13 protein-coding genes and 1 pseudogene are annotated in these 14,349 nt (G+C 70.2%); 4 read left to right on the top strand and 10 right to left on the bottom strand.

Annotated features, from left to right (window positions below):
* Positions 1 to 138: 138 nt before the first annotated feature.
* Genes WBG99_RS33460 through WBG99_RS33450 form a run of 3 tightly spaced genes read right to left on the bottom strand, consistent with a single transcriptional unit; the run spans position 139 to position 3,064 of the window.
* Positions 139 to 1,365, bottom strand: coding sequence for an FAD-dependent oxidoreductase (locus WBG99_RS33460; protein WP_338899941.1), 1,227 nt, complete (start codon positions 1,363 to 1,365; stop codon positions 139 to 141).
* Complete coding sequence (locus WBG99_RS33455; RefSeq protein WP_338899940.1) at positions 1,362 to 1,724, bottom strand: bifunctional 3-phenylpropionate/cinnamic acid dioxygenase ferredoxin subunit; 363 nt, start codon at positions 1,722 to 1,724, stop codon at positions 1,362 to 1,364. The genes WBG99_RS33460 and WBG99_RS33455 overlap by 4 nt, the downstream gene beginning before the upstream one ends.
* Entirely contained in the window at positions 1,724 to 3,064 is a 1,341-nt protein-coding gene (locus WBG99_RS33450; protein ID WP_338899939.1) for an aromatic ring-hydroxylating dioxygenase subunit alpha, read from the bottom strand. Before WBG99_RS33450 ends, WBG99_RS33455 begins: the two co-directional genes overlap by 1 nt.
* 399 nt (positions 3,065 to 3,463) lie before the next feature.
* Between WBG99_RS33450 and WBG99_RS33445 the strand changes: the two genes are divergently transcribed.
* The gene (locus WBG99_RS33445) at positions 3,464 to 4,336 is read left to right on the top strand and encodes an IclR family transcriptional regulator (RefSeq protein WP_338899938.1); all 873 of its coding nucleotides are present in this window, start codon (positions 3,464 to 3,466) and stop codon (positions 4,334 to 4,336) included.
* A 17-nt stretch (positions 4,337 to 4,353) separates the two neighbouring features.
* Here WBG99_RS33445 and WBG99_RS33440 read toward each other — a convergent pair whose 3' ends face one another.
* The 3 genes and pseudogenes from WBG99_RS33440 to WBG99_RS33430 form a co-directional block, all read right to left on the bottom strand.
* Positions 4,354 to 4,965, bottom strand: a complete 612-nt coding sequence (locus WBG99_RS33440; RefSeq protein ID WP_338899937.1) for an XRE family transcriptional regulator — start codon at positions 4,963 to 4,965, stop codon at positions 4,354 to 4,356.
* 645 nt (positions 4,966 to 5,610) lie between these two features.
* A pseudogene (locus WBG99_RS33435) lies at positions 5,611 to 7,100 on the bottom strand (cation acetate symporter).
* Between the two features lie 68 nt (positions 7,101 to 7,168).
* On the bottom strand, positions 7,169 to 7,735 hold the full coding sequence (locus tag WBG99_RS33430; protein ID WP_338899936.1) for a DUF485 domain-containing protein: 567 nt from the start codon (positions 7,733 to 7,735) through the stop codon (positions 7,169 to 7,171).
* A gap of 611 nt (positions 7,736 to 8,346) precedes the next feature.
* Here WBG99_RS33430 and WBG99_RS33425 point away from each other — a divergent pair.
* Complete coding sequence (locus tag WBG99_RS33425) at positions 8,347 to 8,682, top strand: GNAT family N-acetyltransferase (protein ID WP_338899935.1); 336 nt, start codon at positions 8,347 to 8,349, stop codon at positions 8,680 to 8,682.
* Positions 8,683 to 9,020: 338 nt separating this feature from the next.
* Here the strand turns inward: WBG99_RS33425 and WBG99_RS33420 are convergent, their stop codons facing one another.
* Positions 9,021 to 10,199 (bottom strand): acyl-CoA dehydrogenase family protein, encoded by a 1,179-nt coding sequence (locus tag WBG99_RS33420; protein WP_338899934.1) that lies wholly within the window; start codon positions 10,197 to 10,199, stop codon positions 9,021 to 9,023.
* Between the two features lie 138 nt (positions 10,200 to 10,337).
* Positions 10,338 to 10,706, bottom strand: a complete 369-nt coding sequence (locus WBG99_RS33415; protein WP_338899933.1) for a ferredoxin — start codon at positions 10,704 to 10,706, stop codon at positions 10,338 to 10,340.
* A gap of 229 nt (positions 10,707 to 10,935) precedes the next feature.
* Between WBG99_RS33415 and WBG99_RS33410 the strand changes: the two genes are divergently transcribed.
* Together WBG99_RS33410 and WBG99_RS33405 are read left to right on the top strand one after the other, a co-directional pair.
* Positions 10,936 to 11,295: a DUF6479 family protein gene (locus tag WBG99_RS33410; protein ID WP_338899931.1), complete on the top strand. Its 360-nt coding sequence runs from the start codon at positions 10,936 to 10,938 to the stop codon at positions 11,293 to 11,295.
* A gap of 24 nt (positions 11,296 to 11,319) precedes the next feature.
* Positions 11,320 to 11,664 carry a hypothetical protein gene (locus WBG99_RS33405; protein WP_338899930.1) on the top strand — a complete coding sequence of 115 codons (345 nt, stop codon included), beginning with the start codon at positions 11,320 to 11,322 and terminating at the stop codon, positions 11,662 to 11,664.
* 106 nt (positions 11,665 to 11,770) lie between these two features.
* Here WBG99_RS33405 and WBG99_RS33400 read toward each other — a convergent pair whose 3' ends face one another.
* Positions 11,771 to 12,961 carry a 4-hydroxybenzoate 3-monooxygenase gene (locus WBG99_RS33400; protein WP_338899929.1) on the bottom strand — a complete coding sequence of 397 codons (1,191 nt, stop codon included), beginning with the start codon at positions 12,959 to 12,961 and terminating at the stop codon, positions 11,771 to 11,773.
* A gap of 185 nt (positions 12,962 to 13,146) precedes the next feature.
* Positions 13,147 to 14,337 (bottom strand): type III PLP-dependent enzyme, encoded by a 1,191-nt coding sequence (locus WBG99_RS33395; RefSeq protein ID WP_338900575.1) that lies wholly within the window; start codon positions 14,335 to 14,337, stop codon positions 13,147 to 13,149.
* Between the last annotated feature and the right edge of the window lie 12 nt (positions 14,338 to 14,349).

Genomic DNA, 14,349 nt, shown 5'->3' with positions numbered 1-14,349 from the left:
GCCGGCCACCGGGCTGCCCATCAGCCACCCGATCCGCCGGGAACATCCCGCTTCGCGGGACGTTCCCGAAAACCAGGATCACCCCCTACAAGTCGACCCCACCGGGGTTGACGAAACAGATAGGGGCACCCCCCGGGGTCATCGCTTCAGAAGGGCCCGTAGGTCGGTGTGCTCGTCGGTCAGTTCCGTGGAGGACAGGGGGACCCCTCGGTCGATGAGACGCCGGGCGGCCTTGACGTCCCGGGCGCGGTCGATGGCGGCTGCCGCGACCAGGCGGTCGCCGAGCAGGCCGAAGGCGGTGAAGGCACCGCTGTCCGGGTCGCCGCGCAGTACGTGCCGCCCGGCGTCCGCCATGGTGCCGACCGCCTCCAGGCGCGAGCCGTACCGGTCGGACCAGAACCAGGGCGCGCCCGCGTCCGGCACCGGACGGCCCAGGATGCCCAGGGCGGCGGCCTCGCCGTCCCGCTGGGCGGCCTCCCAGTGCTCGTGCCGTACGCGGTGGCCGTCCGGGCGGGCCACGTCACCGACGGCGAAGACGTTCGGGTGGGACGTGCGCTGCCCGGAGTGGACGACGACGCCGTTGTCGACGCGCAACCCGGCAGCCTCGGCCGCTTCGGTGGCCGGGTGGATGCCGATGCCAGCCACCAGCGTGTCGGCGGCCAGGGTGCCGCCGTACCCGGCGAGGCGTACGAGGAGCCCCCCAGGGCTCCGCTCGACGCTCGCGACCCCGGCGTTGACCACCTCGATGCCCTCCGCGGTGTGTCTGCGGTGCAGCGCGCCCGCGATGTCACCGCCGACGGCCGCGGCCAGCGGCACCGGCACGGGGTCGACGAGGGTGACCCGGCAGCCCAGGGCCACGGCGACGGCGGCGGTCTCGGCGCCGATCAGTCCGGCGCCGACGACGATCACCCGGGTGCCGGGCAGCAGCCGTTCCCGGAGGCGTTCCGCGTCCTCCCACGTACGTAGCAGACGGACCGCCGGGTCGTCGCCGCCCGGCACCGGGAGCAGGCGCGGCGTGCCTCCCGTGGCCAGCACGACCCGGTCGGCTGCGGCGACCGTGCCGTCGGCCAGTTCCACGCCGCCCGACTGGGGGCGGATCGCGCAGACCCGGGCGCCCTCACGCAACTGGACACGCCGCTCCTCGTACCACTGTGCGGGCCGCAGTAAAACGTCCTCGCGCCGGGCCTTGCCGAGCAGGACGTCCTTGCTGAGCGGCGGCCGGTCGTACGGCAAGCCGCGCTCGGCGGAGTACAGGACCAGTTCCCCGTCGTACCCCTGGACGCGCAGTGCGTCGCAGGTGGAGACGGCGGCCAGGCCCGCGCCGACGACGGCGATCCGCCGGGGTGAGGACGGCGGGGAGCTCATTCGGCGGCCTCCTCACCGGCCCGGCCGAGGTGGAGCCAGATGGCGTCGTCGCGGACCTCGACGCGGTGGGTGCGCACGGCGAGGGTGGCGGGCATGCACTGCGGCTCGCCCGACTTCAGACAGAAGCGGGCGCTGTGCATCGGGCACTCGACGTTGCCGTCCTCGATCCAGCCCTCGGACAGGGACGCCTGGCCGTGCGAGCAGGTGTCGTCGAGGGCGTAGTAGGCACCGCCGTCGTGGAAGACGGCGATGGCGTCGCCGTGACCACTGGTCTCGGCGGGCACCTTCAGCGCCTCTCCGTCCTCGATGTCGCCGACGGTGGCGACGCGCACGGCGGTGCTGCTCGTGTTCGTGCTCATCAGGTGTCCTTCTCCTGCGTCTCGGCCTTCTCATGCCAAGCGGGCGTGTTCATCAGGTCGCGCCAGCGGGCGTACAGGCCGCGGGCGGCGCCGTCGGTGTAGAGGCGGCCGGTGGTACCCGGATGGACGCCGTCCTCGCCCTCCAGCCCCAGACCCATCTGGTAGTTGAGGGTCATCGAGCCGGAGACGAAGCCATGGGCCGTGGCCTGGCACTCGCTCCAGTTCTCACCGTCGTCCTGCTCGAAGATGCCGGTGGGCCCGAACGTACGCAGGTTGTAGAGCCGTTGGGCGTCCTTCACCTCGTCCGGCATGGACCGGTCGACGAGCGTCCAGGCCCAGACCTCCATCCGGTCCGGGCCCTTGGGGTGCCAGACCCGGATGGAGCCGTTGACCGGGAGGTAGGAGAAGTTGGGGAAGACGGTCGCGTGCCCGGTGGTCATCGGCCCCTCCACCCGGGCGTCACCGAGCCTCTCGCGCAGCGCCTCGTAGTCGTAGTGGGCGTGCACGATCCGGTCGTCGAAGCGGCTCTTGGGGTGGGTCGGGAAGCCGTGCCCGTGCCCGAGCGGATCGGCATACTGCCGTCCCGGGGTCTGCACGATCTCCGTCTTGGGTCCCTTGCCCGCCGGCGACATGACCATCAGCGCGGAGGCGTGCGAGATGTTGACGTGGTACCAGTCGGAGGCGAACTGCTCGGCCGCCAGCTTCCAGTTGCCCTCAAGCACCCACTTGTGCACCCCGCCGACGACCTCGGTGCCCTCCGGATCGCGGTCCAGCATCGCGTCGAGGTACCAGGTCATGCCGCCCAGCGCCTCGACGAGCGGCGGCGCCCCGGGATTCCAGGTGGCGAAGACGAGCCCCTTGTACGAGTCGAGCCGCGCGACCTCGACCAGTCCCCACCGGTCCTGCTCGAAGTGGTCCGGATAGTCGCCCTGGTTAGGGACGTTGACGAGATTTCCCGAGGTGTCGTACGACCAGCCGTGGTAGCTGCACGTGAACGCCTTGGTCGCGCCGGCGTCAGCCCGGCAGACCCGCATCCCGCGGTGCCGGCAAGCGTTGAGGAACGCCCGCAGCTTCCGGTCCCGGCCCATCGCGACGATGACCGGGTCCTCCCCCATGTACGTGGTGAAGAAGTCGCCGGGCTTCTTGAACTGGCTCTCATGGGCGAGGAACAGCCAGCTCGGCGCGAAGACCCGGCGCAGCTCCTGCTGGTACAGGGCCCGGTCGCTGAAGATCGTGCGGTCGATCAGCCCGTGGTCGAGGTCGAAGTACGCACTCACGTCGACGGACGGGCGCGGCACCCCGGCGAGACGGTCCATGGGTCGTACGGGCGGGGAAGTCATCGCTGGGCCTCCTCGGCGCAGGTCGGGGCGAGGTCGAGGCGGCCGGGCGGTGCGATGACAGGTGCCGGTCCATGTCTCAGCGCAGGTACCGGTGCGGAGCCCAGGCGTCCGGATCCGGGGCACGGGACCACCACGCCGAACTCCCCAGGTCGCGCGGCACCTCGGTGCCGACGCACACGGCCTGCTGAGCGGAGCGTCAGCGCTGCGGTGTCGAGTCGGTGCATGTGCTCAGGAGACGCCAGGTGCGGAGGCCCGGCCCAGCTCACGTGCCGTGATGTGGCACGCCGACGTGCCGTGATCGACGCACCGTCTCCGCACGTTTACAACCCGCAAGCGGACCTCTACATTGGACGCGCGTCCATTCTGTTGGTCACATCCGCATAGCTCCGGGAGCCCGCCATGTCCGTTCACTCCCCCACGTCCGAACTCACCCACACCTCGCTCTCCGACATTGCGTGCTCCCCGGCTCAAAGGACCCCCTCGGATCAGCGGACCGCGGTCGACAAAGCACTCGTCCTGCTCAAGTCGCTCGCCGAACAGGACCGGGAGATCGGCGTGAGCGAGCTGGCCCGCCGCACCGGTCTCACCAAGTCGACCGCTTTCCGGCTGCTCGGCATCCTCCAGCGCAATGACCTGGTCGAGCGGGTCGGCAGCGACTACCGGCTGGGCGCCCAGCTCTTCGACATCGGCACCCGGGTCTACGGCCCGACGTCTTTGCTGCTACGCGAGCGACTGCTGCCACATCTCGCCGACCTTTACGTGCTGACCCAGGAGACGGTTCACCTCGCGGTGCTGCACGACACCGACATCGTGTACGTCAACAAGATCCACGGACACCGCGCCACCCGCTCCCCCTCCCGCATCGGCGCCCGGCTGCCCGCGTACTGCACGGCCGTCGGCAAGGCCCTGCTGGCCTTCGACCACGACGCCGCGGAAGCGGCCATCTCGGCGGGGCTGCCGAAGCTCACCGACTACACGGTCACCGACCCGGCCGCCTTCCGCGCCGAACTGCGGCACATCCGCCAGGACGGCATCGCCTACGACCGCCAGGAGGCCGCCCTCGGCCTCACCTGCGTCGCCGTCCCGGTCATGGGGCCCGCCGGCCGACCGGTCGCGGCCCTCTCCGTCGCCGGCGCAGACCACCGCTTCGACCGGGCACGCTTCGCCCCCGCCCTGCGCCGCGTGGCCTACGAGGCGGCGCGGGCGATCAGCACGGCCGCCAAGGCCCAGCGGCGCGCGCCGTCAGGCGCCGGGAGCGCACCCGCCGCCTGACCCGGTGGACGCGCGGTTCAGTGCGCGCCGTCGCCGTGGGTCCGCGCCGTGTTCGTGCCCCCGGTGCCGGGCTGCACCCGCGGCACACTCACCACGATGTGCACCAGGCTCTCCCCCTCCAGCGACTGGTACACGTGCGGCCGGTCGCCCGGGTAGCGCACGAAGTCACCGGTGGCCAACTCCACCGGGCCGTCGGCCGGACCCACCCGCACCCGGCCACTGATCACATACAGGTGCTCCAGCGTGCCCACCGGGTGCGGCTCGGTGGGCTTCCCCGTGCCGTCCCGGTCAGGGCCGATGCGTACCAAGTAGTTCTCGATGATGCCGGAGCCGTACACATGGTCCAAGGCCCGGGTCTCGAACCCCTCGTGCTCCTTCCAGACGACGTCAACGCCGCGCTGAACGGTCATCACCTGCTCGCGCTCGGCGACCAGCCTGGTAACCGGCACCCCCAGCGCCGTCGCGATCGAGAACAACGTGTCCACGGTGGGGTTGCCGGTGCCCTGTTCCAGGTTGGACAACGTCTGTTTGGCCAGGCCCGCCTTCCGGGCCAAACTGGCCAGGGACAGACCCCGCTGCTCTCTGAGAAGGCGCACGTTGCGCGCGACGACGGCGTTTCCTGAGGACACGACACCACTGTAAGCGGGGCACGACCCTGCTCAGGGCCTGTCGGGTAGCCGGTGACTACGCCGGGACGAGGGTCTCGACAGTCTTGTCCCGGGTGGTCTTGCGGTGGGATTGATGGCTCCACCGCGATGGCCGCGCGGCGAGCCGGACGAGCACGAGACGGATCACCGCCACCCTGATCATGGCCTCTGAGGTCGCCGTCAGCCCGTTCGTACCGGGCGTCGATCACGGCGGCCGACGGCTCGGAATGGCATCCGATCCGGACCCGGAGCTGAGCTCATCGTGGACGCGGTCCCGCGTGCCGTCCCAGCGCCACCTGGTGAACCAGCAGTGGACCGCGTCCCGGGACATCAAATCGCGGGAGTATCCGCCCCTGGCAGTCCCAGCACGGCACACAAAAGGCCGAGTCGAGCGCCAACCGGTCCCCGCACTTGCGCGCCCCGCCGTCTTTTCGCAGGTCACACTCGCACGGCTGGATGATCCACCACATCTCATCGGTCGGGCTGGATGGACAACACGGGCCGCTGTCGGCTTCGGAATTGTCGCACTGGCTCACGCAACGTGATCATTCCGGGGCCGTCGCCATGCCCGGAGGGCAGATCTCCCCCGTCACGCTCCAGGCATGACCACAGCCACCCGACGGACTTTCAGAGGCGCCGCGCACTTCCGACGCGGTGCGGCATCGGTGCCGCATCGGTCGGCCCGGCTGATCCGGAGAGTACGGAGCCAAGCCAGCCGAGGAGGAATCCGGCCGGGATCGCGACGAGCCCCGGGTTGGACAGAGGGAACACCGAGAAGTCCAGGTGGGGCAGCAGCGCGGTCGCGCTCCCGGAGACCTGGGGCGACAGCACCACCAGCGCCACGGAGATCAGCAGACCACCGTAGATGCTCCATGTCGCGCCCCGGGTGGTGAAGTTCTTCCAGAACATGGCGTACAGCAGGGCGGGAACGATCGCCGAGGCGGCCACGGCGAACGCCAGTCCGATGAGGAAGGAGACGTTGAGGCTGCGCGCGAACACGGCCAGCAGCGTGGCAGTCGTACCGACCACCACGGCCGCCACGCGCGCGACGAACAGTTCACGCTCTCCGGACGCCGTGCCACGGGTGATGAAGGCGCCGTAGATGTCGTGGGCCAGCGAGGTCGCGGCGGCTAGCGTGACGCCCGCCACGACGGCCAGGACGGTGGCGAAGGCCAGACAGGCGACAAGGGTGAGCAGGAACGAACCACCGATGTTCGCCGCCAGAAGGAGCACGGCCGTGTTGCCGGAGGGGTTGTCCCCCTCGATCACCTGAGCGCCGACGAGCGCCGCGGCCCCGAAGCCGAGCACGCCGGCGGCCAGATAGAACACGACCGTCAGCAGGGCGGCGTACTGGACCGACCGGCGTGCGCCGCTCGGGGTGGGCACGGTACTGATCCGCATCAGCAGATGCGGCAGACCGGCGGCTCCGATCAGCAGGGCCATCTGCTCGCTCAGGGAGTCCAGCTTCGTCGATCCGCCGCCGAAACGGAGCCCCGGGCTCAGGAAGTCGTCGCCGTGGCCGCTTCCCTTGGCGGCCGCGCTCAGCAGCGCGCCCGGGTCGAAGTCGAACCTGGCCAGTATCAGCAGCGCCAGCGCGACACCGCCGCCCACCAGCATGACCGCTTTGACCGTCTGGACCAGCGTGGCCGCTCGCATCCCCCCAGGACGATGTAGAGGATCATGAGCGCGCCGAGACCGGCGGATACGGCCCCTTCCAAGCCCCGCCCGGCCGAGCCCAGGATTCCCACCGTGAGCGCACTCGCTCCGACGAGTTGGGCGATCAGGTACAGCAGGCAGACGAGGAGAGTCGCGACGCCCGCCGCGAGATGCACCGGACGGGACCGCAGACGACGCGCGAGGCGGTCACCGATGGTGAACTCGGTGGTGCTGTGGTAGCGCTCCGCCACCAGGAGGAGGATGACGATCCACGAAACGGCCGGTCCCAGAACGGAGAGCGTGCCGTCGTAGCCGGTGAGCGCGATCAGACCGGGACTGCCCAGCAGGGCTGCCGCGGACATGACGCCCCCGAACAGGGCGACGCCGTTGTGGGCGGGCTTGAGGAGGCCGTCGCTGACATAGAACTCGGTCACCGTCCCCCGCTGAGGGCCGGCCCACATCACGAGGAACAGGGCGCAGACGAGGAAGACGAAGAAGACCGGCAGATCGGCTGTGACGTAGTCCCTCGTCATGGGCGGTACTCCAGTCCCTCACCGGGCGTGCCCGGGCTCTCGACGAGCGGGTCGATCGAGGTTCTGCAGTACCGGGCGTACCACTGGACCCATGCCGCGACGGCGAAGAGCTGGACCAGACCGAGCAGGAGACCCACGTTCAACGGGCCTGCCACCGGCACGGCCATGACCTCCTTGGCCCCCTCCCCCAGACAGCTGATCACCAGGTACAGGGCGATGACGGGGGCGGCGACGAGGAACGCGCGGCGGCGCACACCCTGTACCTGCGCGCCGGCCGACTGGAGGGCGCCGGACAGTGTCACATCCGCACCCCAGGGCAGGGAGCGGTCGTGGGGATGACGGTGAGCCAGGTCGGCGGCGATCCGCAGAGCCCATGCCCGCCGTTCCTGGACAGGGGCCACCGTATTCGCGGTCCCCCCGGCGCTCAGCGACTGTCTGTACCAGATGTGGAGGTCGACCGCGCTTCCGTACGACCGGTGGCAGTCGTTGATCGCCCGGCTCAACTCGCTCTCGGAGTACAGGTGTCCGTGGTTGAGATGGCTCAGGTACAGGAGCACGGCCACGAGCGGGTCCTGTAAGGGGTCATGGGGCTCAGGGGGTCGTTGAGGTCGCGGGGGGTCTTGGGGACGTTTCTTCTGGGGATACATGACCGGCTCTTCGTAGGTCGGTTGCGTGGATGCCGGGCTGGAGACTTCCTGGGCGCAGCGGGCCCTCCAGCCGCCCCTCTCCATGAAGCAGCACCGCAGATAGCACTGAACTCCCCGTAGAGGCGCCGTTACGCATGGTTGCGTGGCGCCGGACATCACACAGCATGCGACCTGTACCTCATAGCGTGCGTTCCGCCCTATGGCACGCGGACTTGCCGCCCAGAAAAAGAGCAGGTCAAAGGGGTATGTGCCGCTGCCGACCCGTGCTCGCGATCCTGGCCGAACGCCTCCGTGACGAACGGTACCTGCGGCTGGTCAGAGCATGCTGCGGGCGGGGGTATCCGGAAGCGGGCTGCGGCAGCCCCGCCCGGAAGGGACACCATCCGACCCGGCCGAGAACTGCGGCTCGTAGCACGCCTCAAGAAGCAGACGCACCACCTCGCCGACCGTCCGACCGGTGAACCGCCGCCTTGTACAGGGGTGGCGGGACCCGGTCGGGTCGGCCGTTTCCAGGTACACGGCCGCAGGTGCACGGGCTGGAGGTCGCCTACCTCGACGAGACCCTGATCGGATGCACGACGGTTCGCCCACCCACAAGCGATACACCCGTGGCGACCGTCATCGCTCGTGTCCTTCCCAACCACGGTGGCCAGGGTCTCGGTGCAGAACTCTATGAGCGTGGTCTCGCACAGGCGAGAAACCTCGGCGCCGAGGTCATCGAGACAGTGGTACTGGCATCTAACACGGACGGCCTCCGCTTCGCGCAGCAGCGCGGATTCGTGAAAACCGACGAGTACCTGTTGCCGGGCGAGACGATCCCCTGGCTCGGTCTCCGGCTGCAGGCCGACGAGGTCACCCGCTGAACCACCGGCACCGGCGAGGTCGACGAGCTGCTGGCGTTCTACGACTTCCCCGCCGGGCACTGGGTCCATCTCAGGACGACGAATCCGATCGGGTCGACCTTCTCCACCGTGAAGCTTCGGACCAAGGTCACCCGCGGCGCCGGTAGCCCGGCCGCGGCCCTCGCGACGGTCGGCACAGACAGCGGCATGAACCCTGGAGTCCCGTACCCCCGGGACCGATCGAACGCGGCCCGGGCCAGATGCATCGAAGTGATGCGCCGTCACCTCTGAGAGATGGCGGTGATCTTGATGCCAACTATCCCCCTTTTGTGCCAACTGTAAATCCTCGTCACATCGGGCTAGCGCCGAACCCGCGGCATCCCGAGGCCGATCCACGAGATGATCTCGCGCTGGATCTCGTTGTTGCCGCCGCCGAAGGTGAAGATGACGGCCGAGCGGTAGCCGCGTTCGAGTTCGCCGTGCAGGACCGCGCCCGCGGAGCCCTCCTTGAGGGCGCCGGCGGTGGCGACGATCTCCATGAGCCAGGCGTAGGCGTCGCGGCGGGCCTCGGAACCGTAGACCTTGACGGCGGAGGCGTCCTGCGGGGTGAGGGTGCCCTCCTGGACGGCGCTGACCATGCGCCAGTTGAGCAGCTTGAGCGCGTCGAGCCTGGTGTGGGTCTGGGCGAGGCGGCGGCGCACCCAGGGCAGGTCGACGACGCGGCGGCCGTCGGCGAGCTTGGTCTCCATGGCCCAGCGCTGCACGTTGTGCAGGGAACGGATGGCCATGGTGCCGTGTGCGGCGAGGGTGACGCGTTCGTGGTTGAGCTGGTTGGTTATCAGGCGCCAGCCCTTGTTCTCCTCGCCGACACGGCGGGAGACGGGGACGCGGATGTTCTCGTAGTAGCTGGCGGTGGTGTCGTGCGAGGCAAGGGTGTTGATGAGGGTGCAGGAGTAGCCGGGCTCCGTGGTCGGGACGAGGAGCATGGTGATGCCCTTGTGGGGCGGGGCGTCGGGGTCGGTGCGGACGGCGAGCCACACCCAGTCCGCCGTGTCGCCGTTGGTCGTCCAGATCTTCTGACCGTTGACGACGTACTCGTCGCCCTCCCGCACCGCACGCGTCTTCAGCGAGGCCAGGTCCGTGCCGGCGTCCGGCTCGCTGTAGCCGATCGCGAAGTCGATCTCCCCGGAGAGGATGCGGGGCAGGAAGTACGACTTCTGCTCCTCGGTGCCGAACTGCATGATCGTGGGGCCGACGGTGTTGAGCGCCATCAGGGGCAGTGGGACACCGGCCTGAGCCGCCTCGTCGAAGAAGATGAACTGCTCGACGGCGGTCAGGCCACGTCCGCCGTACTCCTCCGGCCAGCCCACGCCGAGCCTGCCGTCCGCGCCGAGGCGACGGATGGTCTCACGGTAGAAGCGCTTCTGCGCCGCCGGGTCGGCGTGGCGGGTGTAGGCGCCCGCCGGGACCAGCTCGGCGAAGTAGGCACGCAGTTCGGTGCGCAACCGTTGCTGCTCGGGCGTGTATTCGAGGTGCACGGCGCCTCCAGGCTCCCCAAGGCCGACCTGACGGCGCACACGCTAGAACGTGTTCCAGTAATTGGGAACACTTGGGGGCGGGACGGTCCGGGCCGTTCCCTCTGAGGATGTCCGCCGCTTCCTGCCTGCACCCAGGGCTCAGCGGAGGGTGGCGAGGAAGTCCGTGCAGGCCTGGGCGCACTCTCGGCAGGCCTTGGCGCCGTCCTCGGCATCCGGATGCTCGTCGAAGACGTGGGCGGTCTCCAGGCAGACTGTGCGGCACCACTCCACCTGGACGCGGATGCCGGCCTCGTCGAGGCGGGTCTGCTCGGACAGAACCCGGCAGGTGGCATCGCACACCTCCGCGCACATGATGCCCTTGCGTCGCATCTGTTCCTGGCCTTCGGGCCCGTCCGGATCGGCGAGGCTCGCCCGCAGCGCACAGGCACGCGCACACTCGGTGCACGCCTGAGCACATGCGAAACGGTCCTCAAGGAACCGGATGAGCTCCTGTTGGGATGTCGTCATCGAGGTCACGACGGGCGGGTAGCCGGAGGGCATCCGGCCAAACACAGTGGGCCTCATCCGAGCCGCGGTCGGTCGACCGGGTTCCGTTTCCCGTGCCGGAGGACCGGGCACCCGTCCACTCCCGGCCCGCTCGGCACGCTCGGCGAGACGGAGCACGCGTCCCCCGCTCGAAGCGGGCATCGCGCGGGGCGGACCGATTCACTCGACATATTGGGGGTAATCATCCCTTATGGACATGGAATGGACGGATATAGCCATAGAAGAAGGTGTACTGGGCGGTATCGCACCGTTCCTGGCAGGTCTCGTCGTGGTGGCCATGCTGATCGGCGCCTTCTGGCTCGGCGCCCGGGTACGCGCCCGTGAGCCACGTCCGCCTCGCCCCGAGGAGCAGCCCAGGATGCCGGAGGGCGGCCCTGTCCGTGAGGAGCGGGTGAACCGCGAGCCGGACGAGATCCCGCAGAGCGAGAACCGACTGACCCCGTACGAGGTGCACGGCAACATGGGCACCCGCCCCAGCGAGTCGAAGAAGCGGCGGCGCTGGAGCAAGGGAGGCGGTTCCTTCGGCGGCGGCGGCCTCGGCGCCCACTGACACCGACAGCGAGAAGTGAGACCCATGACAGATCGCGACACGCTGCCCCTGCCCGACTACGACCACCTGCCGCTCGGCAGTCTGGAGAGTCGCGTCCGCGCACTCACCGCCGAGGAGGTGGAGGAGGTGCTGGCGTACGAGCGTACCCACGCCGGTCGTCTCCCGGTGACGCAACTGCTGGCGGCCCGTCTGGACCAGCTGCACGCGGGCGCGGAGCCGACGTCCGGGGACCCGGGCGCGCTGCGGCCCGAGCAGCACGACCGGAGTTCCGGCTCCCCGGTGTCACCGACGACCTCGCCAGAGCCCATGGGTCCTCCGCCGCACGGAACGCCGGACCAGCGGGGCAAGCCCAAGGCCGACCGGACGTAGGACTCTGCGGTCGGCGCGGCTGGAGGCAGCCCGCACGGCCGGAAGCCGAGGGGCGCGCCGTCGAACCGACTGTTCGACGGCGCGCCCCTCGGCGCTCGGCGCTCGGTCAGGAACCGCTCTCCAGCGACAACCCCGTGTAGTTCTCCGCCAGCTCGGCCGCCGCGTGCCGTGAGGTGGCGACGCGGTCGAGCTGGGAGAGCTGGAGCCTGGTCTCGAACGGGGACTGGGCCGGGTCGGCATGGAGGGTCGTGGTCATGAACCAGGAGAAGTGCTCGGCCCGCCACACCCGGCGCAGGCAGGTGTCGGAGTAGGCGTCGAGCAGGTCGGTGGAGCCCGTCTCCGTCAGCCGGGCGAAGGCACGGGCCAGCACGATGACGTCGGTGGCGGCCAGGTTGAGCCCCTTCGCGCCGGTCGGCGGCACGATGTGGGCGGCGTCACCGGCCAGGAAGAGCCGACCGTGACGCATCGGCTCGGTGACATGGCTGCGCATGGGCAGCACGGCCTTGGAGGTGACGGGCCCGCGCTTGAGCCGCCAGCCCGGGTTCGCGGTGAGAGCGAGGCGGGCGTCCAGCTCGTCCCAGATCCGCTCGTCCGGCCAGTCGGCGGGATCGGTGCCGTTCGGGACCTGGAGGTAGAGGCGGCTCACGGACGGCGACCGCATGCTGGCCAGCGCGAACCCGCGCTCGGAGTGGGCGTAGAGCAGCTCGTCGTAGACGGGCTGGGCATCGGCGAGGATGCCCAGCCAGGAGTAGGGGTACGTCCGCTCGTACGTCGTGCGTACGTCGTCGGGGACGGCCGTACGGGCCACGCCGTGGAAGCCGTCGCAGCCGACCACGTAGTCGCAGGTCAGGGTCTGCTCGCGGCCCTGATGGGTGTAGCGGATCACCGGGCGGTCGGTGGCGGCCCCCTCCACCGCGTGCACCTCGGCCTCGAACAGCAGCGGTCCGCCGTCGGCGAGCTGGAGGGCGATGAGGTCCTTGACGACCTCGGTCTGCGCGTAGACCCACACCCGACGCCCGCCGGTCAGCTCGGGGAAGTCGACGCGGTGGGAACGGCCGTCGAAGCGCAGTTCGATGCCGTCGTGGGGCATCCCCTCGGCGTCCAGCCGGGCCCCCGCGCCGGCGGCACGCAGCACGTCGACGGTCGCCTGCTCCAGGATTCCGGCGCGCTGCCGCTGCTCCACGTAGACGCGGTCCCTGCGTTCCAGAACCACACTGTCGATTCCCGCGTTGTGCAGCAGACGGGCCAGCAGAAGCCCGGCCGGGCCGCCGCCGATGATGCCGACGGTGGTGTGCATTGAGTACTCCTCGTCGTTGAGGACGAGCCGCGTCCGACCCGGGCGCCGATCGTGTTCGTCAGGTGAATTTCATTTCACTAGCTTCCGCGCATGAGTCTGCGCCCGGTCCGCCCGCCTGTCAACGGTCACACCCTCGCAGAGGGGTCAGGCGGGCGTTCGGGTTCCGTCAAGGGCCTGCGGACCGTTCAGCCGAGGAAATGGAAGCCAGGGCGCGGATGCATCAGGAAGTCGTGGTGCGAGATGTTCCACGCGTACGCGCCCGCGAGGGAGAAGGCCAGCCGGTCCCCGGCCCGTAGCCCCGGCGTGCGGGCGCCGCGGGCGAGGAGGTCCTTCGGTGTGCACAGCTGTCCGGTGAGGTTGACGTGCTCCCCCGTGGCAGCCGGGCGCGGCCACGGGTGCGGCCACTCCTCGACCGGCAGCACCGAGCACGGCTGGTCGTGCCCCTTGGTCGCCGGCGTGCGCAGATGGTGGGTGCCGCCGCGGACCACGGCGAACTCCTCGCCGTGGCTGTGCTTGACGTCCAGCACCTCGGTGGCGTACCAGCCGCAGTACGCGGTGAGCGCTCGCCCGGGTTCGATACGGAGTGTCAGTTCCGGATGGGCGTCGGCGAGTCGGGCCAGACCCGCGCCGTACGCCTTCCAGTCGAAGCGGCTCTCGGGGCGCGCGTAGTCCACGGCCATGCCGCCGCCGACGTTCACCTCGGAGAGCGGTACGCCCAGCCCCGTCGCCCACTCCACGACCGAGCGGGCGACGGAGAGCTGTTCGGGCGCGTCGAGTCCGCTCGCCAGGTGGGCGTGGACGCCGAGCAGTGCGAGGTGCGGGCAGGTGCCGTCCGTGAGGGGGCGGAGTGCCTCCGGTGCCTGTGCGGGGTCCAGGCCGAAGGGCGTGGGGCGCCCGCCCATGGCGAGCGCGCTGCCCGCCAGCGAACCGTCCGCCACGGCGAGGTTGAAGCGGAGCAGCACACCCACCGGGGCCTCGGGCGCCACCTGGCGTGCCAGCTCCGCGAGCACGCGCAGGTCGTGCTCGCTCTCCACATGGAAGCGCTCGACGCCCTGTTCCAGCGCCGTCCGGATCTCGTCCGGGGTCTTGCCGGGGCCGCCGAAGGCCAGCGGGCGGCCCGGCACGGCCTTGGCCACATGGGCGAGTTCCCCGCCGGAGGACACCTCGTAGCCGTCGACGTACGGGCCGAGCGCGGCGAGGATCTCCGGCTCGGGGTTGGCCTTGGCCGCGTAGTACAGCTCGACGCGTTCGGGAAGGGCGGCGCGTACGTGGGCGGCGTGGTCGCGCAGGGCGGCCAGGTCGTAGACGTACGCGGGCAGTCCGGTGGGCGTCAGGGACAGGACGCGGTCGCATACGGCGGGTGTGGGGTGGGCCATCGGGCTCTCCTG

Source organism: Streptomyces sp. TG1A-60 (genome assembly GCF_037201975.1).
In the GTDB taxonomy this organism is placed as follows: Bacteria; Actinomycetota; Actinomycetes; order Streptomycetales; family Streptomycetaceae; genus Streptomyces.
The sequence above is the reverse complement of the archived record's forward strand: the minus strand, read 5'-3'. Positions and strand labels throughout refer to the sequence as shown.